The sequence below is a fragment of the Bacteroides sp. AF25-5LB genome (assembly GCF_003602965.1).
Classification (GTDB): domain Bacteria; phylum Bacteroidota; class Bacteroidia; order Bacteroidales; family Bacteroidaceae; genus Bacteroides; species Bacteroides uniformis.
Map to the genome: position 1 here is coordinate 440,495 of NZ_QTMC01000002.1, position 26,107 is coordinate 466,601.

Here is a 26,107-nt window from a genome sequence, read left to right on the forward strand (position 1 = left end):
TTAGATTATTAGGATGTAATAATAATATCAACAAATTCTTTTGGCAAACTTATATTAGATAGATTTATGGCATTCTCAAACAATGGTGCAATGTCTTCATCCCTAAAGCCTGCAATGCCACAGCCAATCCTTGTTACCAAAAAATGAAATTCTGTATGAATTTGAGCAAACTTTATAAATTCATCAACATACGGTTTTATTGTTTTCACTCCACCTTGCATAGTAGGTATGGCATAAGACTGTCCTTGTAGACCTACACCTTGCCCCATGATTGCGCCAAAACATTCTCTGGCAATTCGTGCTGCACCGCCACCGTGTATGCCTTGCAAGTTACTTCCAAATACAAATACCTCGTTTTCCTTTAGTACTTTTATGTATGTAGGGGTAATGCCACATTTAATAATGGTATGTGGCTTTTCACTTTTAAGAACTTCTGCTTTCTTCTTATTAAACCATTTGAGCATAATCCAAACATGTTAATTGGTCTCTATAAAGATAGAGAACTTTTTTCTATTTCCCCTATAAAATATACTTTCTCTGATAACTCTTCGTATCTCTCTAAAACCTTCTCCAAGAAGTCATAATAATCATTACTTGTCATTCTTATCATAATTCATTTCTTTCATTAATGTAGTTCCTATTAATGGATATATGAGATGTTTATCTGTTAATATTAATCCCAAATTGCTTCAAGGATATTCCTTCCCCAGTCTCCACCCCATACCATTTCTTCACCACATTTAGGACAATGCTTTTCATCCCAAACTTCTAATTGAATACTACCACAATGAACACATTTGATATTAAAATCATCCACAAAACTATTATAAGTCACATCATTGTTACAATCATTACAATGAATAATTTGCTTCTTACCTCTTCTTATCATTCTAACAATGTCTTTTGAAGTTGTATAGTACTTCATGTGTGGTAATCTCTTATCAATATCTGTCAAATTCTGAAAGTCTATTTCTATTTGATATGGAATTTCAGAAATAACTTGTGATGAACAGTGATTGCACTTTTTAGCTTTCTCTCTTTTGCTATATTCTACCAATTCCTTATTGTTGTAATCCTCACCATAGACTGTTACTAGGTTAACATTATCAAGTTCACTTTCTTCATCAAACTCAGACATACAATCCTCTGTTGCAACCAAAGAACTCTGTATTGTTTGACAAGTCTTACAAACATAAACTTCGTAATAGTCTCTGAACCCACAACCAAAATGCAGTATTGGTGTTGTGTAGCCGCATTTAGGACATTCATATTGTTTTATTTCTCCCATATTTTTTTATTTAATGCAGTAGGCATTAAATACCCACGGTATAAGTAGCAATGAAAATAACAGTAGCACCCCTGCATCCTTCCATTCCTTATTTACCAATTTGTAAATCAATGGTACAAGAAGTATCATCATACTAGCAGCACAAATCCAAGTTTCAAGGTTGTCAATATAGTCTAACCGTCTTTTAAAAACAGCTTGGTATATACGACTGTATCTATTCTGTTCGCTTATCAGACTGTGAACAAACGTTCTAATCAAACTGAATGTCATGGCAGCCAGTATAGAATATTCTATCTGTTTTAGATATTTCATATACCCAATACTTCAAAGATGGATTCACTTACTATTTCCATATTACCTATATACACAAGGAACTTAGGCACTGCAAATAGCAAAAACAATAAGGTTGCCTGCATCCAGTTTTTTTTGTATAAATGCCAGACCGCAATCAGTGTGATAATACAACCAATAATCCACCATGCCAACTCGTATTCCTCAAATAGATAACCGTAATAGTTGGGTGACGGTTTATTAGTAAGTAACCAACTGCATACTATCCAAATGAGATATACAGTTTTCCAATCTGTAAAGTATTTGACAATATCACGTCTCATTTATTTTTTTGTAATTAAACAAAGTCCTTTACAAATATAACCATAGCCAATACTCCTATCAAAATGAAAGGAAACATAGCTATAGATATTGGCAACCATACTTTCTTGACTTTATGATATATGGCATATATTGCAGGACACACAACCAGTAGCATCCAAATAAATTCAGAAGTAAAATCCCATTTATCAGTTCCTTCAAGCAAAGCAGATATAGGATGAATATTAAAGTATTCCATTAATCCTATCAATAAGACACCAAGAGTTTGGGCAAATAGCGCTTTCCTTAATGTTATTTCACCTAGCACTTCCTTTATGCGAGAAAATGCTATTGATAATTCCTTAAATCGTTTCGTCAGTTTCCATATGATATAGGTAAAACACATACCATATAAAGGCATTAAATAAGCTAGCAATTTGCCTTGTATATCATCTATAGCAACACTCCAAAACAATATATATATCAAATAAGGTATCCAAAAACTTTTAATGAAATGCTTTATTGGTACAAACTCATAGAACCAGTTGAACATTATTGTATATACGAATGTAAACATGCTAGAAGCCAGAAGAATCCATAGACAATACCATTTTAAAGTCATAGAATCCACATCAACAAACAGTATTCCAGTAATATATGAAACAGTTCCTAATACAAACAATACTAGCATTTGAGCAAAGAACCAGTTTAGTCCTCGTACTGTAGCATATATAAACCTTTCTCCAATATCTGATAATGTTTTTTTAAAAGTTTCCACATCCATTTTAATACTTATACCATTCTTACATGCTATTCTACATTATCAATACAGAGATTAAAACATTTTCAATGCAGTTCTGTATCTCTTTCATTAGGTTATTTCTTTAATATACATAAGGTAATAGATTATTCTTCTATCTTCCCAAAGATATTATTATCCTATTAATATCCCAAACAGTCAAATATCATTCTTCAAATCTTTATATATAGCAATCTCTTGCTCATTCAAGAAATATTGTGAAGTAAGTTTTTCTACCAAGTTATCTCCATCATAAAGTTCCACATAAGTATAACCAGTTGCTGTAACAGGAAACTGCCTAAATTTATCTATTAGTGTTTCTAAATTTTTATTATCACTTGTAATTGTTATTGGCTCTCTTGGTCCCCAGTAGCAATCCATTACTATATATACTATTTTGTTTATCATAATGATTATTTTTCAATGATGCTATTAACTATCTTTCTAAATACATCACCTGCCATCAGTCCACCACTAGCAGGCAAACCAGTCTTGTTAATGGAAACAATAATACTATACTTGGGATTGTCAGTAGGGAAGTAACCACAGAACTCCACTGCATACATCGTATTGCCATTATCTGTAGAGACTATGATAGTACCTTGTTTTCCTGCTACGGTAGTCTTATCTGATTTGGCAGGTTGCCCCAGTCCGTCTGTTACATTATATGCCAGTGCCAGTTTCAAGCTGTCGATATTAGCCTTATCTGCTATCTGGGGATTGATAATCACTACACTGTCCTTGTATAGTTGAGGCTGCACCATTTTCCCGTTATTGGCGATAGCATTGTAGAATGTAAGGACTTGAATAGGAGAAACAGACTGTCCATATCCTATGCAGTTCCAAGTGATATTTCTTTCTGTAATCCTATAAGGTTGCAGAATGCCATTGATACTGTCTGGCTTGCCATAGCTCATTTTTGACAATACATCAAAGTATGCTTGTGCATTGTTACCAAAAGCATTCTCCATAGTCTTGACTGTAGCAATGTTTGAACCACTAGCCAGTCCTTGCTTTACCGTAATTTCACCATAGCCGCCTCTATGCCAGTTATGGTCGAAAACAGTATCTCCCTTACAGACATAAATGCCATTGCCAACATTCACCCTATCACTCATTTTCACCTTTCCAGTTTCCAGTGCAGCCAATAGCGAAACACCCTGCATCAAGCCAGTAGGCTGTTGTACAGAGAAGTTCTCGCATGGTTGGTAGTCTGCACTGTCTTTCCTTTCAAGTCCAACCAGAGCCTTTATTTGCCCAGTCTGGACTTCCATAACAATTACCTGCCCAGATTGGGCATTAAGTTCAGACAACTTGCTTTCCAGTATGGCAGTAGCACTGGTCTGTAATGTACTGTCAATGGCATTATCTCTAGTTTCGTTTTCTTTATTTACACAAGCATAAAATCCAGAAACCAATGCCATCAATACTATTAATATTCTAAATATTTTCATTCTCCATTTATTAAAATGATTTTATAGACGGGTATGTTATTCCAAACAAGTCTTAAAGTGATTCTAATTGTTGATTTCACCTCATTTAATTCAATCACTTCAAAAGCATTTTATTAAGCCACCTCGTAATTTTATAATTTTTTCTTCTCATTCTTTTTTCTTGTCTTTCTCTTTCCATTCTATGCTTTTCAATTTGTTCAAAATCTCTTTGGTCTCTCTGCTTTATATACCTTCCCCATTCTTCTTCTCTCTTTCTATCTTCCTTTTCTTTTTTCTTCTTTTTAGTTTGTAAATGATTAGATATTATTCTTCTCCGTAGCCATGAAATAATTGCTTTATGAAGATAATATGATATACAGAAAACTATAAGAGGAACAATAACCCAAACCCCGTCAGTGGCGCTATTATATGTTAAAATTGTGAGTGTTACAGTTATAATTCCTATTAAATTATAGCCTAAAACTTTTGCAGCCAAAAATAATTTGTATTGTTTTAATATATCATTCTCTTTCTTGATTTCTGCAAGTTTTTCTTCTTCTCTTCTTCGCTCCTCCTCTGCTCTTCTAGCTTCCTCTTGTCGTTGTCTTTCCTGCTCTATACGATATTGTTGCTGTCTTTTATTCTCTTCCTCCATTCGTTGCTGCTCTTTCTGTTGCTGTTCAATCAGCCATCTTTTCTCTTGTTCTTTCGCTTCGTTTCTTTTACGTTCTATTCCTTCAAAATAGTTATTCAGCTCTTTAAGAGATTTAGGATAAAAAGATTCACTTTGCTCTTCACTTATCATAAAGGCAAACCTTTCTGTGCCATCTTGCTGTAAAGCGAATATGACGTTATTAATAAACGAAGGATGAAACATATATGATTGTTCCTTGAAAGAAACAACAAGAGATTTATTGGCAGGTATATATTGCCATTTAGCATTGGTAACATTACCATTTACTGATGCAATGAGAGAACCGTCTTCTTGAAAAACATATAATTCCTTGTCCCCACAATCATTGAATATCAGCCAAGGCTTATTACACAATATAGTCCTAACATCCAATTCCTCACTAAATCTTTTATATCTGTTAAAGCTGTCCAGTAAGAATGTTTTCATATTACTCTATCATGCTCTTGCTTAAAATAATCGCATAAAAAATTCCACATTCCAGACCAACCTATATTGAGGATAATCATGGAAGCAACACCATCAATATGTTGTTGAGTCAATAAATCTGGCAACCATTGTTTCATTGCCCCTGCTATAATTTTTGCTTCTGCCATATAATTATAGTTCAGAGGAACCAAATCATATACTTCGTCTTTATCAGCAGTTTGTACAATATCCTTGTAATGGGACAAGAGGTAGTGACATCCAACATTCACTATATCAGAGATAGTATCATTTCCTCTAACCGTTCCTCCATGCCTATTACATAAGTCATTATAAGAAGAAACGGTTATTTGTTGAGCTTCTGCCCGTGTTATCATAATGTCAAGTCTACTGGATAATATTCAATATTTGTTCTTTGAAATATCTGTTGGGCAATATCCACTCTATTTACAAAATTGCCTCCCATTTTACAAATTTGCAGTAATATGGTCTTAACCATATTTTTCACATCCCTATCAAGTTCTGATACTATCTGGAATGCTTCAAATGGGTTGAATTCAGTAGCACGATTCCATAATAAATTGCCGTCCGTTGCCCCAGAGCTAGTGTCTGTATCATATCCTAACTCTTTCAGAACATAATCTACCACACAATCGTCCCTTTCTTCTATCATACCGCCATCCGCGGAAATAATCAATTGGCATACAAGCTGTAAAATTGCAGCTTTATCCTCAATTCTTAACGCTCCCATCATTTTGGCGTTTCTTTCCTTTTCAGAATTGATACTGTTCATTAAATTCTTATAAAAGTCTGTCATCGTATTAAAATATTTATACTTAAATTTATTTCAAATCAGTTAGTTTTACTAATCCATCACCAGTATTGAGCCATAAGGCATAGGAAAACTTATTAATAGTTCGGGAAGCACAGAATTGATAATATTCCAGCATTTGCTTTTCGTTCAAGAAGTGGCAGGCATCCATAATGTGCATAGCCGCATCAATATAGGTGTACATATCCGTATCTATAAGCCTATAATATTGTCTTATATGCCTTTGGCATGAATTAAATATTGCGTCCAGAATTGTCATGGCTGTTACATCCCCTTGCTTTTCATTCAAGAAAGTAACCTGCTGACTAATATCTTTTATAAACTCTTGGGTATTAGTAAGTGGAATACCTACCAATATATTCTTTCTAGGCAAAAAGTCCGGATGTCTGAAACGTGACGTTACAACACAATTGGCAACTTCTCCTTCTTCCAGATTAATAACCACTTCATTGCCTTTTAAAACAACCATTAGTTTAAGGTACATAGTTTTATTCGCTTATTTATTAATATTTTTATCTCCTATCATAACATATAAAGAGAAACTTGACAATAAATGTAACTTATTGACAATATCCAGTATTTGTCTCATATTACTTAATCGAAATATGAATATAGCAACCACATAAGTCCCATTCCTACTAGTAGAAACAGACCTATCCCAAATCCTATTATAAGAAAAAAACGAATCCATTTCATAATACAAAAGCCAACTAAACACTAAACAATTCAAAAAAATTATGACATGCTCTTAAAAGGTAAAGAATAACAAGGAAGATTATGCCTCCTAATATTGTGGATAGTCCACACCCTTGATTGTCTAAATCACTCATTGTTATTAAAGATTAAATGTTAATACTTGCTTCTATCAGAATTCCTTCAAATATCTGCATATCAGCCTTGCCAAGATAACTTCCAAAAATGAATTGCAGGCATTTCTTTACCGTAGTATCTGAATAGGCATTCTCTCCAAACCTATTCCTCATTACCATATCGTCTATTTCCAGAATAATGGTTCTGTCTTGCGTGAAGGTATCTCCATTTATTTTAATATGGCTACTATTATAGAAATCTTGCTCTACAATACAATCTATATATTCTGGATATGCAGAACTGTCTATTGATAACTTCTGCCTGCCAAAAAGTTCGATGGTTTTCTCTGTAAGATGGAATATGACATCATCTTGTACTGTAGTCATTCCTGCCAACTTAATTTTAGCCATTGCAGTTTTCATATTCTCTATGGTAGAGAACACGTCTGTAATAGTTTGTCCCATACCAGTTAAATAGCAGAACAGTACATTTGCCATATCCTTTTTTGTTTCTTGACCTAAACCCAAAAGGATTTGATTCATATTGTTACATGTAGCTTGGGACATAGGAAGTTTATAACCAAATGCAATCAGCAATGATTGTAATCTTTCCCTATCTTCCTGCTTGGTGGCAAACTGCTGCAAGAAAGCTGAAATTGCAGTAATATCTGTCTCCTTTATCATATCTTATTAAAAAATTATGTTGCTATTAAATGAACAGTCTTTCTGCTTTATGGTAGCAGTCCCATTTACAGATTAGTAAAATAACCTCCTTCCCTCTAAATGTTAATTTCTACTTCCTTGTCCCCTTTCAGAAGCTGTTTCACATAGTATTCAAGACACTGGAGGACTGAAATAGCCTCTATGAAAAAGGCTAATGCAATGCCTTCTTATTTGCTTTCAAAGATATTAATTAAATTACATTCCTGCACAAAGATTTTTAGATAAAAATGCCTAATCTATGAATTTGTAAAGGATTTAACATTTCACCTGCCATGCAAAGTACAAACAAGGTTGGAGACAACTGTAATGATATGTGTTTCATAATTCTTGCATTTAATTGTACATCCAGTTCCCAAAGATGCAATTTCTACATACAAGAAAGGTGTGGGAACTATCAGCATATCTGTCTCTAGGTATCGCCAAACACCCACACTACAAATACACACAAGTTGCCCACACCTAGACTATGATATACTGCCAGAAAGCAGGTATATAGCCAAGTATGGGCGTTGTGCATATCCTCGTAGTGTAAAATTTTGGCGAACTTTAGAGACAAGGATAATGCAAAACGCCTTTCGTTAAATAAATATGTTATTCCATTACTGGAACGGCACAAATATACGAAAAGCGTTTGTATTAGAACTAAACTTGTGTGTTAAAAGCTAAGGCAGTCATAAGTATTAAGTAGTTCTTCCTGCCTCAAACCTAAGTATCTTTTAGTAATGGCTACAGAACTGTGATTGAACAGTTCCATGAGTTTTACTAGGGCAAGTTCTGAATTGTCACTATTCATGTTATAAACTTGCCTGCCAAAAGTCTTTCTAAGTGAATGACAACTAAAGTTCTTGACCTTTAATTTATACTTCTTTTTCACCTCTTTTAGTATCACATTGATTCTTTGGATAGTGAAAACAGTCCCTTTCTGGCTCACTAAAATAGGTGCGTTAATCCCTATAGGCTTTATCTGTTCATAGCACTCTTTAATGTGCTGCCCAAGTTGGGCGTTTATCCTAATAGTTCTTACCTTATCTGTCTTTTTCTCTATCACTGTAAATTCACTGGTATTTAGTATCTGCTTCCAGTGTAAAGCCAGAATGTCAGATATTCTTAGACCAGTGAAACAGCCCAGAGCAACAAGAAGCGAGATTTTATAATTCCCGTCTTTGGCTAACTTCCTTATCAAGTTCATTGCTTCGCTCCATTGCAGATAATCTGCTGTAGTGCTTGAATATTTTAAACTCATAATGTTCAATTTTATATGTAAATGAATAAAAGTGAATATCATTTTTAAGTTGGAATATCCAACTTGCTGATAACCAGAGGAACATTCACTAATAATAGAAGTGAATATAATAAATAAAGGACACCAAGTTAATGATGTCCTTTGTTACGTTCAAGCCTATATGAACGGCAAATAGGCTTCATCCAATGCACCGCTCTCAATAATCTTTTTGCAAAGTTCATGTGAGGCTTGATTTCTAAGGTCTGTACCATAGCTTTCATCACCAACCATTTGAATGATTGCCACAATGGTTCTCATAAGCTCCTGCTGTAGTGTACGGTGATAATACCTCGTACTCTCTGCAAACCTTTTAGGATTCCAACTATAATCGTTCAAGGCTCTTTCAAGTTCTTGCGCTGCCTTGTATTCGCGACTGTCTTCTATTACCATATCTTTTAATATTTAAGAGGTTTATAAATAAAAAGAGCACCTATACCTTGTTATATAGATGTCCTCCATACCAAGCTATCCTTTAACAATGGCGTAGCCCAGCAGCAGGATATATCCCACCGCTATAAATGGAAACAATGCCATTGCAATGAAGAATACCAAAGTCGCCAGTAACACATAGAATAAATTCCGTAGCATAATCTCCAGTTTTGAGAAACCAGTAATAGGATATAATTCCAGATACAGCTAAGAAAGAAACCAACTGTATCTTTCATCACCATGCAGAGCGGATGCAATACCCGTTGCCAGTTCTGTAGCGTTGTAGGCTCTATCCAGAAAGCTGTCTATGTAGCTGCTCTTGTTGCTGCCAGTAAGCAGGTTGTAGAACTTCCACATGGATAGGTCACTGCCCAGACTGCCAAAGTTATCGTCATTGATATACGCTTTAGCTACACTGTTTATCTGCGTATCAGTAAGTAGCATTCTGGGGATAGCTTTCTGATAGCCTTGTGGCAAGCACTGATAAAGTCGCATCCTGCCAAGTAAGGTCACAAACTGGTGCTCATTTAGGCAGGTATCGCCTAAACTCTGCATCATGTGGATATTCTTGGCTGCATTGAAATTATTAAGCAGTTCCAATGTAGCCTTGAACAGTTCCTTTGTGCCCATTACCTTTATATCATCCTTATATCCGTCTGTAAACACGCACATGTTACAGCATACGGTATTCTTGAACGATACCGCCAGTCTGAATAATTCTGGACTTTTCTTGGTAGCAAGGTTCTCCCTATTCAATGCACGTACCCCCACAATGGAAAGGTTGAGCCTATTCCCAGCCACTTCCTCATAGATGGATGGTATGTCTATGGCAAAAGCGCACCTTTCATAATACTGGGTCGTGTCAGCTTCCGTCAGCAGGTTCTTGGGCTTGTTGATGGCTTCTGGACGTCTCCCTTTTATCACATGGCTGCACCTTATGTCTGGTTGCTCTATCCGTTCACCGCTATAGAATGAACTGGCAGCTTCCCAGACCGTTTCAATGAATGCGTTGTGTGAAATGGTAAGTTCATTATCCTTGCTGAATACTGGTATCACACAGTCATTCTTCAAGTGCTCCAAACTCACCTCTACGGAATTAGCCTCAATGAAATGGTTCACCTTCCTGGGCTTTGTAATCTCTTCCACAACTACCGTTGCATCCTCTGCAAATTCTCCTAAATTGCTGTTCCTTCTCTGTGCCATGACTGGCATAATCTGTAATGCTTCCATAATCTGTAAATTATTAAGTTGATAATTAGAAATTTCTCCATCTGAATGCCATATAAACGATAATGTACAGCACTATGGCAAACATTACCTTTGGTGCTGCAATGAACGGTACAACGAGTATTGCACCAACCGTCAGAATTGCCTTCAAATCTTCCATAAGCGATAATTTATTGGTTAGTAATGATTGAATTGAAAGGGAATGATAGCCAGAAACAAAAAGCCTCCCAGCCTTGTACGCATGTGCATCTCTGTAATAAATCTGTATCTGCCCGTAATGGCTGTTACAGAATTTCAAGCGTTCGGGGCTGGAAGGTGATTTCGCATCTGGTGTTCATTTCCCCTAAAGATACGGTGAGGGGAGTTAAAGGTAACAGTAAAGAAGCGCTTAAGACATACACCAGATATGGATATACATGCCAGCCATTTTTCTACTGCCAGTAATTCCACCCTATATAGCTCTGTACCTTATATGGAAACACTTCCCAGAACTAAAGGGGGAGGGGTGTGATTTTAAGTACCTATATTTTTGAGTTGGGCATTTGGCTTGCCAATTCCAGAAGAATCGACTACATTTGCATAACCTCATGATTATGCGGTTATGGACTATATCAATGAATTTCACAAGCAATGGATAGAGCGAACACGCCAATCAATAGCCTCTTGGAGCAGGCAGCCTGCATCATTGGAAGATGTAAGGAGGTAGCAGGAGAAACTGAACCAACAGAGGGCTATAAGGGAAGGCAAACGGAAGAACTGATAAAATTTGCCAATGACAACGGTCTATGGATTGACTTGTCACACCTCAACATTACTTATATGGATAGAGGCGGTGAGAATGACACAAAAAAGCCCCAGACCTTATCTGCCAGTCTGGAGCTTTCCTTTATAATATGATTTCAAATTTTTCTGGTTGGGGATATGGTTTAATCTCCTTCTTATATAGACCTAGTGCAGTTAATAAATACTGATAATTCCCTTGCTCTATATGCTTGCATTTCTTAATTAGTGTCTGTTTGAAGTCTTGACGGTTGCTTTTGCCAACAGTAGTGTATTTAGTAAGAATAAGATTTATTTTCTTTCTGTCATAGGCTGGTGGTATAACTCCGTGTCCTATACAGAAGTCCTCTATTGTCTGGTAGATATTGGCTCTTTCCAAGTCTCTGGATAATGGCATGTCTTTGCATCTGGCAATATAATATCCATTAATAAGAACTATATACCCTTTATTGATGAGGCTGTCAATTACAGTGCTGTTTTTACCTACTCCTATTTTATCTTTAATGTCTTGTTTGCTTGCTTTTAAGTAATGTGTGTTATTAGTACAAATAGCCATGAACTTTAGCAAGAAGTCTTTTTCTTTAGGGGTTAGATTCTTATCCAGAATAAAGTCATTCCTCAATATGAAATAGTTCTCTGGCTTGGTATTCATTTTATATCTGATATGGGTTTTACCGTTAACATAGAAATATTCCCAGCCTAGAAATAGTGGATTGTCCTTAAAAACAAACTTCCCCTTCTCATCCTTCTCACTTAGATGTGTCTTTATAATGCCCTCTGATATATTTGACAGTCCAGCTATTTTAGGATAGGTGATTTCTGATACCCCGTTATAATAATTGCTGTTCATTTTTATAATGGAATAGATATAAGCGTTCAGTGTCTTCTTGAAACTGATAATATCCTTACTTATCAATGTCTGTCTGATTGCCCCCATCAGTAGCTATGGATTTGTGGTCGTCTATAAATATTATATCTTTCTTCTCCCGTTCAATCTTGTAATATTTATTAGTTCCAAAATACTTCTTGGCTTCCTTTCTGTTCTTAAAAATAATGTTGTCTGGTTTATACCATATCATACTGCTTTAGCGTTAGAATTGATTGGTTGTCATTCATCTGATTAGTGGAATTATCTGTAACTCCCGTTCCAGAAAATTGTAGTTCCGCAGGAACTTCATTTTTCATATATAAGGTATGTTATATAATAGGTATGTTACTAGGGTATCATTTTAGGGAGTGTCCCAGTATTAAAATCGGGAATACTTATTGGAGTCTCAAAATAGGGAATAGGTAAATTCCAGACTAGATGTACATCTGTATTTATCACTTCTGTTCTTGGCTCGCATGGCGGCAGGCTATTGAACTTGGTTACATATACAGTTGGGGATATATGTCTGGTGGGTATGAACACGAAAAGGGAGAACCGTTTGCACAGTCCTCCCTTATACATTTTATTGTCATCTCTTATACAATACCTTATCCATACATTCGTCGAAAGCGTTTGCGTCAACTACATATCCCTCGTTGGGACTATCCTTTATCAATTTTGGTAACGCATTCAAAATGTCATACTGTCTGAGTTCGTTCAGTTCGTGACAGATGTCCTGCAATTTATTTAAAATAAAAGATTCATCTCCACATTCTGCATAGCGTGAATTTTCGTTGATATAGAAGTACATTGTGTTTAGGTTTCCATAAACTTTATTATTTAAAACATGAAACATGTCCTCGTTCAATCCTTCATGAATGAAGAATCCGAAATGCTCATCTTCCATGTGATGTCTTATACCATCAAAACAAGCTTCCAATTGGCGAATCTCTTTCTTGTAACTTTCGATATCCAGACCGTCTGGTCGTGCAGAAAGTTCATTCAAGATTCTTTCTGATATGATACTGAAATATTTGTTACACATGGCTTCAGAATCATTCTTTAACTCTTTAAGCAGTTTAATTGTTACAGAAATTCCCCACTTGGGAAATATACTAAAGAAGTCGTTCAGTTTGTCTAGATTTGCCTTAAATTCAATTATTGATTTGTTAACGCCTCTAACGTCAATGTACTTGATTAATTCTGGTAGTCTATGCGTTCTCATAGTTGTTAGTTTTATTGGATTTATCATTGCTCATCTTGATGTAAACGGTGTAAACCTTGTTATCTTTCTGCTTGCGTCTCTTGGAATAGCCGTTCAGCTTAGCCCATATTCCAATAACAGTCTTGCTGTCCTTTACATGGTGGGCTAGTGCAAGCTCACGTAGTTGCTTGAATGTAAGTTCCTGCTTGTCATTCATAATGTTATTCAATTATTCGTAGTTTTGGATTCATGCTCAAAGCATAAGACTACGTGCACTATGCCATTCATGGTATTGGCGACAAGTCTTGGGTTACAAATGGTCGTATTAGCTATAGACACTATGAAATACGGAAATAGCTGATGCGATGCAAGTGCGTCCAGTTGCTCTGATACATATTCATCTGACATATAGTCTGGCAGCACGAAACTGTAGAGGTAAACCTTTACGTCCTTGTACCGCTGCATTTTGAGTTTGATAATCTCTCTCTTGTTTAAAATTGCTACTGGAATGTTTCTTAGGAAGTAGCTTGAACTTACAAATAGCATGTTCATTGCCATAAATTCATAAAATTAGATACATAAAGAATGAATCTGTGTGCGGTGAGTGGCGTAAATTCAAATAGTAGATTTCAGATGTGCCTCAAGTCGGTAATTCAGTGGTTTCAGTGATACCGCCCTTATCTCATGTTGATGTTGCAAAGATACTGCACTTTGGTGAGGTGCCAAAACACTTTGACAACTTTCTTAAAACTTCGTGTAGGGAGCTTCATGGAGTGAGGATATGTCCTCTTCTGATAGCTTGGAAGTAAGTTTGGAACTTGAAAACTATTCCTGCTCCGGTTTGTGATACGGCAGGTAAACCATGTACATCTTGCCTTGAATCATTTTTCGTTTCTTGATGTATCGGTCAGAAGCCCAAAGCCCAATGTGCAGCCTTGTGTCCTTGATACCGTGCTCCAGTGCCATTTTACGAATGTCAGCGTAGGTCAGTTCTTTCATTTGAAGTGGATTTAGGTTTGTAGTGGTGAATCTGGGTGACGAGGAACTCGGTCATTTCTGACTTTCAATCACAGTGCAAAGGTATAAAGTCCCGACTGCATCACCAAACGACAAGTAGAAATTGTGGAATATTTGGGTTGAGGGGGCAATAAAGCAAAAATTCTCCCCATAACCGGAGCTGTTCGGGGAGAATATGCTGTTCAGCCTTACCAGAAATCCTAATTTCATAAAAAACTTGTCAGTCTTGATTTCTTTTATCCAATAAGGCTGTAGTAATTTCTTTTATATTGATGAATCTTTCATTATCCAACAAGCCTATTTCCAAAGCCTTATTGATAAACTGCATAATTGCATCCTTACTGATACCAATCTTAATGCACTTGATAATCATTTCCCTAAAACACTCATGCAGGTCTGACAGCTTCCCAACAGATAACTGTTTCACATATTGTTTTGCCACATCAGAATCAGAAGTGGAAGATTGGGAGAACTTTTCTATCTCGCTTATAAGGGACGCAATTTCATTGTCATAGCTACATAGTTTCCCATCCTTCAAGTGACCTACTTGTGATTGTAGTTCAACAGCCTTATTGATTTTGGATGCAAAAAATTGAGTGTCCAGCAAGGTTTCAAAAGTAATTCCTATTGGAACATTCATAGTATGCTCTACTTTATTGATTGGAAATGTTTCACCAGTATTAAAAATACTACCTCTGGCTTTTTCCTCAATGGCAGCAGCTAATTTCATCGCATTGTCTTGGGCAGATTGATGTAAATAAACCTCATCTATCATTTTGGTGTCTTCGTGGGCTGTTGCAATAATAACAGTCTCTTTAGGAATGCCCATATTACACATTATTGTTATAAAAGTATGCCTTGCAATATGGGTATGAATTAATTCATACAATTTCTTTGTCAAAGTTAGTTTCTCAGTTCCCCTTTGCTCTTTATAAGTGACACCACTATCAAAGCCTGCATCTTTACAAATCTTCTTTATTATACTATTTAGGACATCTACCATTCTACTTTTTTTGCATTCTTCCTCTGTTGCTGGAATTTGTAAATGTCTAAAGCCCCTTTCACGATATTTACTCAATAATTCTTTTGCTATTGGGAATAAATAAATAGTAGCATCCTCATTGGTTTTCTGTACTGGAATAGTAACTGTATTATTGTCAATTATAGTATAATCCCCCCTAAATAATCTAGGCATATCACCAATGCGTTGCCCCAATAAGCATTGACACACAAACACATCTCTAACCTCTTCTTCTATGCCAGATAACTTTAATTTATACAAAATCTCTACTTGCTCTTCCGTTAACGGTACTTGTTTGCTCTTCTTTTCTTTCCTACTCAATTCACTTTGTATAATCTTAAATTTATCAATCTCATTTTTATAATAGTCAAACGTAATATTAGTATCCTCATGTGCCATTTTAAGCAAAGTTCTTAGCTTCATCAACGTATCCTTTATTGTATTATACGTTCTTACCACATTCCCTTTAGTTGGAGTACTACACAAATATTCTTGGTAATCTTCTAATAATTTTTTATTTATATTCTCCAAAGTATCACTTCTTTCTTTCTCTTTTAGATACTTCTTCAAATTACTAACTGCTCCATCATACCCTCGCCCTTTTTTTTCAGCATATCTAGAAAGTATAACAGTACCAACTTCTTCTATTTTCATTTTAACACTTCTATCTTTCATATTAGGATTAATATACCGTTTCAATATATAATATAAACAGCCAATCTGTTCTACATTGTCACAAAGGTATAATTTACTTTGCTCAAAACGATATAAAATCTCTTGAAGTTTACTATTCACAATGCTATTATTACGATTATCCAACTTTGTAAAACCAGTACTAACCATTGCAATCTGCTTTCGTTTGTTCCATTGATTTGGATATACTTTCACACCAGTACTAATCTTATATTGTTTACCCCTAAAATAAACAACTGCATAAACAAGAGTTGGTCTATCTAGCTTTGAGCTACACAAATTAAAATTCAACTTAAAATCTAAAAATATCTGCTCATCCATACCCTTTATTATTAAACTTTATGATTAGAATTAATGATTACTTTTTCTGGTTAAATAGAGTATTTCAGTCTAATATGGTCACTTACAAGCCATCTCAGAAACATTTGTAACACTTCTGTAACATGTATGACATTTCCCTGCAACACCAAACTCTTTCCTTTGCAGCCGGAAATAAAATACATGTCTATGGAAACAATTTATCTGGGTATCGTCATCTTTCTGTTCGTACTTGCGATTTTCGACCTCGTGGTAGGTGTCAGTAATGATGCGGTCAATTTTCTTCAGTCGGCTGTCGGAGCAAAGGCAGCATCTTTCAAAACCATACTGTTCATTGCAGGCATTGGCGTCTTCATCGGTGCGGCACTCAGCAATGGCATGATGGACATTGCACGACACGGCATCTATCAACCGGAGCACTTCTACTTTGCCGAAATCATGTGCATTCTGCTTGCCGTCATGTTGACGGACGTCGTGCTATTAGATGTCTTCAACACTATGGGAATGCCTACCTCCACCACTGTATCCATGGTGTTCGAGCTGCTGGGAGGTACGTTCGCACTGGCGCTCATCAAGGTCTATAACAGCGATACATTGGGACTGGGCGACCTCATCAATACAGACAAGGCGCTGTCTGTCATCATGGCCATTTTTGTATCCGTAGCCATTGCCTTCTTCTTCGGTATGCTGGTACAGTGGCTGGCACGTATCGTGTTCACCTTCAACTACAAGAAGAACATGAAATACAGCATCGCGCTGTTCGGTGGTATAGCTGCCACCAGCATCATCTACTTCATGCTGATAAAGGGGCTGAAAGACAGTTCATTCATGACTCCTGAAAATAAGCAATGGATACACGACAATACCGCATTGCTGATAACCGGTTTCTTTGTATTCTTCACCATACTGATGCAGATACTGCATTGGTGCAAGATAAACGTCTTCAAAGTAGTGGTTCTGATGGGTACTTTCGCCCTCGCCCTCGCCTTTGCCGGCAATGACTTGGTGAACTTTATCGGTGTTCCCCTCGCAGGATATTCCTCATTTATTGACTATACAGCCAATGGTACGGCCGCCGGCCCCGACGGATTCCTGATGTCCTCACTCCTCGGTGCAGCCAAAACCCCGTGGTATTTCCTTATCGGTGCAGGCGCTATCATGGTCTATGCACTCTGCACATCCAAGAAAGCCCACAACGTCATCAAAACTTCCGTGGACCTTGCCCGTCAGGATGACGGTGAAGAGAACTTCGGAAGTACCCCGATAGCCCGCACGCTGGTACGCTTCAGCATGACCCTGGCTAACGGAATATCCAAAACAATGCCCGAAAGCAGCAAGCGGTGGATGAATACACGCTTCCAGAAGGATGAAGCCATCATAGCCGACGGCGCCGCTTTTGACTTGGTTCGCGCTTCCGTCAATCTCGTATTGGCTGGTCTGCTCATCGCCTTGGGAACTTCCTTGAAACTCCCCCTTTCCACCACTTATGTCACCTTTATGGTAGCCATGGGTACATCGCTTGCCGACCGTGCCTGGGGACGTGATTCGGCGGTATTCCGCATTACGGGTGTGCTCAGCGTTATCGGCGGTTGGTTCATCACTGCCGGAGCAGCGTTCACCATCTGTTTTTTCGTGGCATTAATTATCCATTTCGGCGGTACGGTTGCCATCCTGGCACTGATTGGTCTGGCAGTCTTCATGCTGATTCGTAGCCAAGTGATGTACAAGAAGCGCAAAGAGAAAGAAAAAGGCAACGAGACCCTAAAACAGTTGATGAAGAGCACGGACAACAGCGAAGTCATCGAATTACTCCGCAAGCATACCCGTGAAGAACTGGTGAAGATTATGGAATTCACAGAAGAGAATTTTGAACGTACCGTCACTTCCTTCCTACACGAGAATCTACGCGGACTGCGTCGTGCCATGGGCTCAGTAAAATTCGAAAAACAACTCATCAAGCAGATGAAGCGTACCGGAACACTTGCCATGTGCCGCCTCGACAACAATACCGTACTGGAAAAAGGACTCTATTACTATCAAGGCAACGACTTTGCCAGCGAACTGGTGTACAGCGTAGGCCGTCTTTGCGAACCTTGCTTGGAGCACATAGACAATAACTTCAATCCGCTGGATGCCATTCAGAAAGGAGAATTTACAGACGTAGCCGAAGACATCTGCTATCTGTTGCAAGTATGCCGCCACAAGCTGGAAACGAACAATTATGATGAACTGGAAACAGAGATTCGCAAAGCCAACGACCTCAACGGCCAGTTGTCTCACCTGAAACGAGAAGAGCTGCAACGCATCCAAAGTCAGAGCGGCAGCATCAAAGTCAGCATGGTATACCTAACTATGATACAAGAAGCCCAAAACATAGTGACCTACACCATCAACCTGATGAAAGTAAGCCGCAAGTTCCAGGCAGAAAAAGAAGAGTTATGAGTTATAACTCCTTAAGCCCCATCTTCTCCGCCCGTTGCAACATAAATGCACGGGCGGCTTCGTATTCATTGGGAATGATGCCGTCCAAAATGGCATCCTTAATGGCACTCTTCAAGGCACCTACCTGCTGGCAAGGAGAAAGGCCGAAAGTCTTCATGATTTCTTCACCACTGACCGGAGGCTGGAAATTACGGATACGGTCGCGTTCCTCCAAATCCTTCAGCTTCTGGCGTACCAACTGAAAATTATTAAGGAAACGTTTCTTACGCTCCATATTCTTGGAAGTAATATCGGCTTCGCACAGTGTCATCAGGTCGTCTATATCATCACCTGCCTCAAACAAGAGGCGACGCACTGCCGAGTCGGTCACTACATCATCCGCTATCACAATGGGACGCATGTGCAGGCTCACCATTTTCTGCACATATTTCATCTTCTCATTCATAGGGAGCTTCATCTTGCGGAAAATATCGGGTATCATCTTCTCGCCAATGAAATTATGGTTATGGAACGTCCAGCCCGCACGGGGTTCCCAACGCTTGGTGGCAGGCTTGGCTATATCATGCAGAAGAGCTGCCCAGCGTAGCCAAAGGTTGTCGGTCTTCTTGCTGATGTTGTCGAGTACTTCGAGCGTATGGTAGAAATTGTCCTTATGGGCGCGTCCATTACGCGTCTCCACGCCTTGCAGCCTGACAAGTTCCGGGAATATCAGTTCCAGCAGACCACAGCGGTCCAGCTCAATGAATCCCTTAGACGGAATAGGTGACAAGATGATTTTGTTCAGTTCGTCTGCAATGCGTTCTTTGGAGATGATGGAGATGCGTTCGCGATTACGCTCCAGAGAATCGAATGTCTCATCGTCAATATAGAATCCCAGCTGGGTGGCAAAACGGACACAGCGCATCATGCGCAAAGGGTCATCACTGAAAGTTATATCAGGGTCGAGGGGAGTCCGGATGGTCTTTTCCTTCAAGTCTCCAATACCGCCAAAGGGGTCGACCAACTCGCCATAACGCACCCGGTTCAGGCAAACAGCCAGTGCATTGATGGTAAAATCACGGCGGTTCTGGTCATCCTCCAATGTACCGTCCTCTACAATAGGCTTGCGGGAATCGTGTGTATACGATTCTTTTCTTGCACCCACAAACTCAACTTCCGTACCATAGTACTTCAATTGTGCCGTACCGAAATTCTTGAAGACGGAAACATGCGCCCCACGCCCCAGACGCTTACCCAGCGCCTCGGCCATGGCAATGCCACTGCCTACCACCACCACATCAATATCCTTGGAAGGACGTTGCAGGAAAATATCACGTACATATCCACCGACTACGTAACATTCCAATCCCAATTCATCAGCCGTTTCGGATATCCGCTTGAATATATCATCACTAAAATATTGCTTCAGTTCTTCTGCCGTCAAATCTATCATAAATAATGCGCTAATGTAATGAATACGCAAATGTGTTAATGGTCTATTAGCACATTTGCACATTAAAATGCTGCAAAGATAAAGATATTATTTCTATTTTTGTGGACTCTAACTCCAAGAACAACAAATATGAAAAAAGTAATACTCCTTGCATGCCTATGCTGTACACTCTTCTCTTGCGAAGATGTGGAGAAGAAGGCCGGTGAAAAACTACAAGCTGCCCGCGAAGCGTTTGAACTCGGCAACTACAATGAAGCGAAGATTCTGATTGACAGCATCAAGATGCTCTATCCCAAAGCGTTTGAAACTCGCCGTGCAGGCATCGGCCTGATGCAGGAAGTGGAACTGAAAGAGCAGGAAAAGAGCCTGGTCTATCTGGACAGTATGCTTCAAGCCAAGCAAAAGGATTTCGATGCAATCAAAGGGAAATACACTTTTGAAAAAGATGCCGAATACCAGAATATCGGCAATTACCTTCATCCTTCCCAAGTGATAGAAAAAAATCTGCATCGCTCTTTCCTTCGCTTCCAGGTAGACGAAAACGGAGTCATGAGCATGACTTCCATTTATTGCGGAGCCCATAATATCCACCATGTGGCCGTCAAAGTCACTGCTCCCGATGGTAGCTTTGCCGAAACACCCGCCGCCAAAGACAGCTACGAAACCACTGACCTCGGTGAAAAGATTGAAAAGGCAGACTTCAAACTGGGAGAAGACGGAAACGTCATGGGGTTCCTTTATCTGAACAAGGACAAGAATATCAAAGTCAACTATCAAGGGGAACGCCCCTATTCCATCACCATGACTGCCGCCGATCGCCAGGCCCTTGCCAGCGTCTACGAACTGGCACAACTGCTGTCATCCATGACGGAAATAAAGAAGAATATGGAAGAAGCCAATCTCAAAATCGAATTTGTAAAAAAGAAGATGGAAGAGAGAAAAGACAATGCACAAGAATAAAAAAAGGGAACCGGATGATAATATTCATTACTTAGTCGTCCGGTTCCCTTTTTATTATCAGTAAAGCCTTACCAAACCAATTTGGGTAAATAACGGCTTAGACATGTACGCAAAGCAGACAGAGTGATGGGTTTTACCAACACTTCCGAGGCTCCACACTCCAAGGCTTTTTCGCGGTCGGCAGTAAAGGCGTAAGCGGTCTGCATGATGATGGGAAGTTCCTTATCCTTCTTGCGAATAATCACCGTAGCATCCAGCCCGTTCATAATAGGCATTTTTATATCCATCAGAATAGCTTCCGCCTTGTCGCGATTCTCTTCGAACAAATTTACAATCTCCTCACCATTCTTTGCCCATAGTATCTCGCATTTCTTGCCGATGATAGCCTTTATCAGTTTAAAGTTACTATCATCATCTTCCGCAACCAGAATAAGCGGACGGTAATCTCCTGACACTTTTTCTATTTCCATGACCTATGCGTTTTGTTTATATAGGGGCAAAGATATAAAAAATAATAGATTTGCACTATCTTTAAATAAGATAAGCTGCATCCCGGCATAACTTTTTCATGCAAGCATGAAAATTCTGCACTCAATTTGCACTATCTTTGCAGCTCATTAAAAAAACATATAATGATTTCTATAGACGGACTGGCCGTGGAATTTGGCGGCACAACTTTATTCAGTGATATATCTTTCGTTATCAACGAGAAAGACCGCATCGCCCTGATGGGTAAAAATGGAGCGGGGAAAAGTACATTATTGAAAATCCTGGCAGGTGTAAGACAGCCTACCCGTGGAAAAATCTCAGCCCCCAAAGACAGTGTCATAGCTTACCTTCCGCAGCACCTTATGACGGAAGACGGCCGTACCGTATTCCAGGAAGCAGCACAGGCCTTTGCCCACCTGCATGAAATGGAAGCCGAGATAGAGCGCCTCAACAAGGAACTGGAAACGCGTACCGACTACGAAAGCGACAGTTACATGGAACTTATCGAGAACGTCTCCGCCTTGAGCGAAAAGTTCTATGCCATCGACTCCACCAATTACGAGGAGGATGTGGAAAAAGCACTGCTCGGACTGGGGTTCGTACGCGAAGACTTCAACCGCCAGACCAGTGACTTCAGCGGTGGATGGCGCATGCGCATCGAGCTTGCCAAACTGTTGCTGCAGAAGCCCGACGTACTGTTGCTGGACGAGCCGACCAACCATCTGGACATAGAATCCATACAATGGCTGGAAGATTTTCTTATCAGCAACGGAAAGGCTGTCATCGTCATCAGCCACGACCGCAAGTTCGTGGACAACATCACCACCCGTACCATCGAAGTGACCATGGGCCGGATATACGATTATAAAGTAAACGCAGCAAGAAAAAGCAAGGTTGATGATAATACAGCAAAAATGCAGTCTATTAAGCAGTTAGGTGTTTAACTCATAATACTGCATAAGCTGAAAAAGGAGGTCCGCTAAAAGCTGCGAAAGACTTCAGTTCCCATATCGTTACTGATATAACAGGAACAAGAAACGGCACAACAGATTCTATTTCAGTAATTTGCACAGTTTTTCATACCTGAAGACAACTCGCTTGATATTAACTTTGTAACGATCAAAAAAGTATGAAAACGAGTATGAGCAGATCGACTTTCAAAATCCTCTTCTACGTGAAGAAGGGCAGCGAGAGAGCCAACGGCTATCTCCCCCTGATGTGCCGTCTTACGGTGGACGGTGAAATCAAGCAGTTCAGTTGTAAACTGGACGTACCTCCGAAACTTTGGGACGTGAAAACGGCACGTGCCACGGGCAAGAGCGCCGAGGCGCAGAAAATCAATGCGGCGGTTGACCGGATACGCGTGGACGTGAACCGCCGTTATCAGGAACTGATGCAGTCCGACGGCTATGTCACCGCCGCCAGGCTGAGGGACACCTGCCTCGGGCTGGGCGTGAAACGCGAGACGCTGCTGAAGCTTTTCGAGCAGCACAATGAGGAGTTCATCAAGAAAGTGGGACACAGCCGCGTGCAGGGAACATACAACCGCTACCGTACCATATACAGGCACCTTTGCGAGTTCGTCCCGAAAGTGTACCGCCGTGACGACATCCCCCTGAAGGAACTCAACCTGACGTTCATCAACAACTTCGAGTATTTCCTGCGTACGGAGAAGAAATGCCGCACCAATACCGTATGGGGTTACATGATCGGGCTCAAGCACGTCATCTCCATCGCCCGCAACAGCGGCGCGCTTCCCTTCAACCCCTTCGCCGGGTACATCAACTCCCCCGAGAGCGTTGACCGGGGCTACCTGACGGAGCGTGAGATACAGACGCTGATGGAGGCCCCGGTGAAAAGCGGGACCTGCGAACTGGTACGCGACCTCTTCATCTTCTCTGTGTTCACCGGACTGGCATACACGGACGTGAAGGCACTGACGACCGACCGGCTCCAGACCTTCTTCGACGGTAACCTCTGGATCATCACCCGCCGTCGCAAGACAAACACCGAGTCCAACATCCGCCTGCTGGACGTGCCCAGGCGCATCATAGAGAAGTATAAGGGGCTGTCCAAGGACGACCATGTATTTCCGGTACCGAGCAACGGCAGATGCAACACCATATTGAAGGAACTTGGCAGGCAGTGCGGTTTCAAGATACGGCTGACCTATCATGTGGCCCGGCATACGAACGCCACCACCGTGCTGCTCTCGCACGGTGTGCCCATCGAGACCGTAAGCCGTCTTTTGGGGCATACGGATTTGAAAACCACCCAGATATATGCCCGGATAACCAACCAGAAGATCAGCAGCGACATGGAAATCCTGTCCCATAAGCTGGAAAAGATGGAGAAGGAAATATGCGATGCCATCTGAGGAAATGGAATTTACGAAAGGAACGATTTTTCCCCTTCCTCATCAAAGTTCGTCCGTCCCTGCGGGACTCCGCGTTTTCCCTCCGGTTTCCGGCAGAAAATTTCCGCATGGTGAAATTTTCTACCGGAAAAACGCTCCGAAAGCGCAGGGACGGACGTAAGAGGGATTCAGAAGGCGAAAACTGCGACCGACGTAGTGCATGTGCGACAAGGAAAAGAACTGTCTAGGGCCCCTTTTCATGCCGTACCCCGGCATGAGACCGCTTTCCTCTCCGGCTGTGGTGAAGGCTCTCCTGCTCCCTCTGCATTGCATATGCGGGTTGTTTTGCCCATATCCACGTCCGCCGGTATTGCCTGCCCTTTCCTTGGGAGAAACGGCTTACCGCAACAGGCGGCGTGGCACAGACTTTTCCGGATATGGAGGAACATTCCGGAAAAAAGAGTGGAAGACGGGCTATTATTTGGCTGTATAACAACAAAGTTGTATTTTTGCAAAAAATAATATTATGGCTATAACTATCAAGAACATTCCGGTTTTGGAGGGCGCTACGGCGGAAGATTTCGTACGCAGTGCAGACAAGAACGCCGCAAAGGCAACCCCCCGGTTATCAGTGGAGGCAAAGAAACGGTTGCGAAAAGTATTGGAGAAATCCCGTTCATTCCGGTTCAATTAACAGCAATGGACGGTATTTCTTTATATGATGATTGTGTCATGCTTGCCTATAACAAGGAAGTACGGAGGAATTGCCTTCCTTTCACTTGTGGCGAGAATGACCTTGATGATTTTTTTCTCAATGATGCCGATCTGTATGCGGATGAGCTTCTTGGAAAAACATATTGTTGGGTGACGGCTGAAATCCCGCATCGTATTGTGGCCTTGTTTACCTTGTCCAATGACAGTATCAAGACCAGATTAATATCCCCCAATGATAAAAACAGGCTGCAACGCAATATTGTAAATCCTAAACGTGGACGCAGCTATCCGGCCGTGCTGATAGGAAGACTGGGTGTCAACCGGGAATATCAGGGTACATCAAGCCACGTAGGACGGCAACTGATGGCTTTCATAAAAGACTGGTTCCGTCATGAGGACAACAAGACAGGATGCCGTTTTATCGTGGTGGATGCATACAATGAGGAAAAGATTCTCAGGTATTATGAAAGAAACGGTTTCGTCCCACTCTATAAAACAGACGTGATAGAAAAGCAATATTATGATATTCCGCAAGATGAACCTTTGAAAACCCGCTTGCTGTATTTTGATTTGAAAAAGGACTGACATAATAATATATCAGTAAAATCCTTTGGGGTGACAACGGGTTCCCAAGACGGACTGCCGCTACGATTGCCTGCCATATGGCACCGGCCGTTTTCTTGATGGCGGGCGGTGGATTTATCGTTACATTTCACGGGCAGCCAATCCGGAATGACAAGTAATGCCGCACCTGTGGCATAATAGAGCATTATTTTGAAGGCGGAGACTTTGTCCGGTTCTTCTTTTTCCAAGGTTTTCCGGCGGATGTCTTCAAGTTTTCCACACTTGTTTTAGAATAGTCCGCATTATCAGCTGATTGCGAGTTCCAGTCTGTCATTCCGATGCTCTTTATCGCATCGTAGCATGTCGTTGATATATTCCAAATACTTATCCATGAATAGGCGACTTATAATTTTGTCTCAGGCAAATATCGAGACACACTCCCGAATGAGGTCTTCCATGATTTTAAAGGACTCCGTATTTCGAAAGGAACAACGTACACATACAATTTCTCCGGAACGGCCAACCTTCCTGTCACTTCCCTGTAATCCTCCCCAAAATCAACACTGCCGTATAAACCGCATGAAAGCCCGGGCACGCTTCCTGTTTCCAATCCCATATCCGTTCCTTCCGCAATATCACATATTGCCGTTCTCATTCCACATCCTTGAATATTTCTCCAAACATACCGAAGACAGAAAAGCTGCATGGAATTTTAAATT

At 40.0% G+C, this 26,107-nt stretch carries 28 protein-coding genes and 3 pseudogenes; 8 read left to right on the top strand and 23 right to left on the bottom strand.

Annotation, left to right across the window (positions count from 1 at the left end; genetic code table 11):
* Nucleotides 1–8 precede the first annotated feature (8 nt).
* From DWY57_RS04020 to DWY57_RS04090, 15 genes are all read right to left on the bottom strand, one after another.
* On the bottom strand, nucleotides 9–401 hold the full coding sequence (locus DWY57_RS04020) for a hypothetical protein (protein ID WP_057254412.1): 393 nt from the start codon (nucleotides 399–401) through the stop codon (nucleotides 9–11).
* A gap of 272 nt (nucleotides 402–673) precedes the next feature.
* On the bottom strand, nucleotides 674–1,288 hold the full coding sequence (locus DWY57_RS04025; RefSeq protein WP_057254390.1) for a hypothetical protein: 615 nt from the start codon (nucleotides 1,286–1,288) through the stop codon (nucleotides 674–676).
* Nucleotides 1,289–1,596: 308 nt separating this feature from the next.
* Nucleotides 1,597–1,902, bottom strand: coding sequence for a hypothetical protein (locus DWY57_RS21065; RefSeq protein WP_057254394.1), 306 nt, complete (start codon nucleotides 1,900–1,902; stop codon nucleotides 1,597–1,599).
* Between the two features lie 14 nt (nucleotides 1,903–1,916).
* The gene (locus DWY57_RS04040; protein WP_057254396.1) at nucleotides 1,917–2,663 is read right to left on the bottom strand and encodes a hypothetical protein; all 747 of its coding nucleotides are present in this window, start codon (nucleotides 2,661–2,663) and stop codon (nucleotides 1,917–1,919) included.
* Nucleotides 2,664–2,837: 174 nt separating this feature from the next.
* Nucleotides 2,838–3,086, bottom strand: coding sequence for a hypothetical protein (locus DWY57_RS04045; protein ID WP_057254398.1), 249 nt, complete (start codon nucleotides 3,084–3,086; stop codon nucleotides 2,838–2,840).
* A 5-nt stretch (nucleotides 3,087–3,091) separates the two neighbouring features.
* Entirely contained in the window at nucleotides 3,092–4,132 is a 1,041-nt protein-coding gene (locus DWY57_RS04050; RefSeq protein ID WP_081028804.1) for a penicillin-binding transpeptidase domain-containing protein, read from the bottom strand.
* 94 nt (nucleotides 4,133–4,226) lie between these two features.
* Nucleotides 4,227–5,231, bottom strand: a complete 1,005-nt coding sequence (locus DWY57_RS04055) for a hypothetical protein (protein WP_119961347.1) — start codon at nucleotides 5,229–5,231, stop codon at nucleotides 4,227–4,229.
* Entirely contained in the window at nucleotides 5,228–5,605 is a 378-nt protein-coding gene (locus tag DWY57_RS04060) for a hypothetical protein (protein WP_057254402.1), read from the bottom strand. The genes DWY57_RS04055 and DWY57_RS04060 overlap by 4 nt, the downstream gene beginning before the upstream one ends.
* A complete protein-coding gene (locus DWY57_RS04065) occupies nucleotides 5,602–6,045 on the bottom strand; it encodes a hypothetical protein (protein ID WP_057254404.1) in 444 nt (147 codons plus the stop codon). Before DWY57_RS04065 ends, DWY57_RS04060 begins: the two co-directional genes overlap by 4 nt.
* 25 nt (nucleotides 6,046–6,070) lie before the next feature.
* A complete protein-coding gene (locus DWY57_RS04070) occupies nucleotides 6,071–6,544 on the bottom strand; it encodes a hypothetical protein (protein ID WP_057254406.1) in 474 nt (157 codons plus the stop codon).
* A 358-nt stretch (nucleotides 6,545–6,902) separates the two neighbouring features.
* Nucleotides 6,903–7,553, bottom strand: coding sequence for a hypothetical protein (locus tag DWY57_RS04075; RefSeq protein ID WP_057254408.1), 651 nt, complete (start codon nucleotides 7,551–7,553; stop codon nucleotides 6,903–6,905).
* Between the two features lie 694 nt (nucleotides 7,554–8,247).
* Complete coding sequence (locus DWY57_RS04080) at nucleotides 8,248–8,835, bottom strand: tyrosine-type recombinase/integrase (RefSeq protein WP_057254415.1); 588 nt, start codon at nucleotides 8,833–8,835, stop codon at nucleotides 8,248–8,250.
* 156 nt (nucleotides 8,836–8,991) lie between these two features.
* Entirely contained in the window at nucleotides 8,992–9,264 is a 273-nt protein-coding gene (locus tag DWY57_RS04085) for a hypothetical protein (RefSeq protein WP_009037602.1), read from the bottom strand.
* A gap of 75 nt (nucleotides 9,265–9,339) precedes the next feature.
* On the bottom strand, nucleotides 9,340–9,462 hold the full coding sequence (locus DWY57_RS21510; RefSeq protein WP_255342452.1) for a hypothetical protein: 123 nt from the start codon (nucleotides 9,460–9,462) through the stop codon (nucleotides 9,340–9,342).
* A 48-nt stretch (nucleotides 9,463–9,510) separates the two neighbouring features.
* The gene (locus DWY57_RS04090; protein ID WP_119961348.1) at nucleotides 9,511–10,533 is read right to left on the bottom strand and encodes a DUF3871 family protein; all 1,023 of its coding nucleotides are present in this window, start codon (nucleotides 10,531–10,533) and stop codon (nucleotides 9,511–9,513) included.
* A gap of 627 nt (nucleotides 10,534–11,160) precedes the next feature.
* On the opposite strand from DWY57_RS04090, the pseudogene DWY57_RS04100 reads away from it, so the two are divergent.
* Nucleotides 11,161–11,373 (top strand): annotated as a pseudogene (locus DWY57_RS04100) (hypothetical protein); the annotation flags it as partial.
* A 43-nt stretch (nucleotides 11,374–11,416) separates the two neighbouring features.
* Here DWY57_RS04100 and DWY57_RS04105 read toward each other — a convergent pair.
* The 6 genes from DWY57_RS04105 to DWY57_RS04125 form a co-directional block, all read right to left on the bottom strand.
* A complete protein-coding gene (locus DWY57_RS04105) occupies nucleotides 11,417–12,160 on the bottom strand; it encodes a hypothetical protein (RefSeq protein WP_133302453.1) in 744 nt (247 codons plus the stop codon).
* 55 nt (nucleotides 12,161–12,215) lie between these two features.
* The gene (locus DWY57_RS20830) at nucleotides 12,216–12,389 is read right to left on the bottom strand and encodes a hypothetical protein (RefSeq protein ID WP_165853582.1); all 174 of its coding nucleotides are present in this window, start codon (nucleotides 12,387–12,389) and stop codon (nucleotides 12,216–12,218) included.
* A 378-nt stretch (nucleotides 12,390–12,767) separates the two neighbouring features.
* Nucleotides 12,768–13,403: a hypothetical protein gene (locus tag DWY57_RS04110; RefSeq protein WP_119961350.1), complete on the bottom strand. Its 636-nt coding sequence runs from the start codon at nucleotides 13,401–13,403 to the stop codon at nucleotides 12,768–12,770.
* Nucleotides 13,390–13,599: a hypothetical protein gene (locus DWY57_RS04115; protein WP_057253127.1), complete on the bottom strand. Its 210-nt coding sequence runs from the start codon at nucleotides 13,597–13,599 to the stop codon at nucleotides 13,390–13,392. Before DWY57_RS04115 ends, DWY57_RS04110 begins: the two co-directional genes overlap by 14 nt.
* Nucleotides 13,600–14,207: 608 nt before the next feature.
* Entirely contained in the window at nucleotides 14,208–14,381 is a 174-nt protein-coding gene (locus DWY57_RS20835; protein WP_165853583.1) for a hypothetical protein, read from the bottom strand.
* 238 nt (nucleotides 14,382–14,619) lie between these two features.
* The gene (locus DWY57_RS04125) at nucleotides 14,620–16,434 is read right to left on the bottom strand and encodes a tyrosine-type recombinase/integrase (protein ID WP_057252992.1); all 1,815 of its coding nucleotides are present in this window, start codon (nucleotides 16,432–16,434) and stop codon (nucleotides 14,620–14,622) included.
* Nucleotides 16,435–16,620: 186 nt separating this feature from the next.
* Here DWY57_RS04125 and DWY57_RS04130 point away from each other — a divergent pair, with 186 nt between their 5' ends.
* Nucleotides 16,621–18,873, top strand: a complete 2,253-nt coding sequence (locus DWY57_RS04130) for an inorganic phosphate transporter (RefSeq protein ID WP_117600080.1) — start codon at nucleotides 16,621–16,623, stop codon at nucleotides 18,871–18,873.
* Nucleotide 18,874: 1 nt separating this feature from the next.
* On the opposite strand, the gene DWY57_RS04135 is transcribed toward DWY57_RS04130, so the two are convergent.
* Entirely contained in the window at nucleotides 18,875–20,305 is a 1,431-nt protein-coding gene (locus DWY57_RS04135) for an HD domain-containing protein (RefSeq protein WP_008664002.1), read from the bottom strand.
* A 129-nt stretch (nucleotides 20,306–20,434) separates the two neighbouring features.
* Between DWY57_RS04135 and DWY57_RS04140 the strand changes: the two genes are divergently transcribed.
* Entirely contained in the window at nucleotides 20,435–21,265 is an 831-nt protein-coding gene (locus DWY57_RS04140; protein ID WP_005827058.1) for a hypothetical protein, read from the top strand.
* 68 nt (nucleotides 21,266–21,333) lie between these two features.
* On the opposite strand, the gene DWY57_RS04145 is transcribed toward DWY57_RS04140, so the two are convergent.
* A complete protein-coding gene (locus tag DWY57_RS04145; RefSeq protein WP_044468311.1) occupies nucleotides 21,334–21,735 on the bottom strand; it encodes a response regulator in 402 nt (133 codons plus the stop codon).
* A gap of 162 nt (nucleotides 21,736–21,897) precedes the next feature.
* Here DWY57_RS04145 and DWY57_RS04150 point away from each other — a divergent pair.
* The 5 genes and pseudogenes from DWY57_RS04150 to DWY57_RS04170 all read left to right on the top strand — a co-directional run.
* A pseudogene (locus tag DWY57_RS04150) lies at nucleotides 21,898–22,638 on the top strand (ATP-binding cassette domain-containing protein); the annotation flags it as partial.
* A 245-nt stretch (nucleotides 22,639–22,883) separates the two neighbouring features.
* Complete coding sequence (locus DWY57_RS04155; protein ID WP_165853584.1) at nucleotides 22,884–24,131, top strand: site-specific integrase; 1,248 nt, start codon at nucleotides 22,884–22,886, stop codon at nucleotides 24,129–24,131.
* Nucleotides 24,121–24,603 (top strand): annotated as a pseudogene (locus DWY57_RS04160) (hypothetical protein). The gene DWY57_RS04155 and the pseudogene DWY57_RS04160 overlap by 11 nt, the downstream one beginning before the upstream one ends.
* 33 nt (nucleotides 24,604–24,636) lie before the next feature.
* Nucleotides 24,637–24,804 carry a hypothetical protein gene (locus tag DWY57_RS20840; RefSeq protein ID WP_165853585.1) on the top strand — a complete coding sequence of 56 codons (168 nt, stop codon included), beginning with the start codon at nucleotides 24,637–24,639 and terminating at the stop codon, nucleotides 24,802–24,804.
* A gap of 5 nt (nucleotides 24,805–24,809) precedes the next feature.
* Nucleotides 24,810–25,409 (top strand): GNAT family N-acetyltransferase, encoded by a 600-nt coding sequence (locus DWY57_RS04170; RefSeq protein WP_038605937.1) that lies wholly within the window; start codon nucleotides 24,810–24,812, stop codon nucleotides 25,407–25,409.
* Nucleotides 25,410–26,107: the final 698 nt, after the last annotated feature.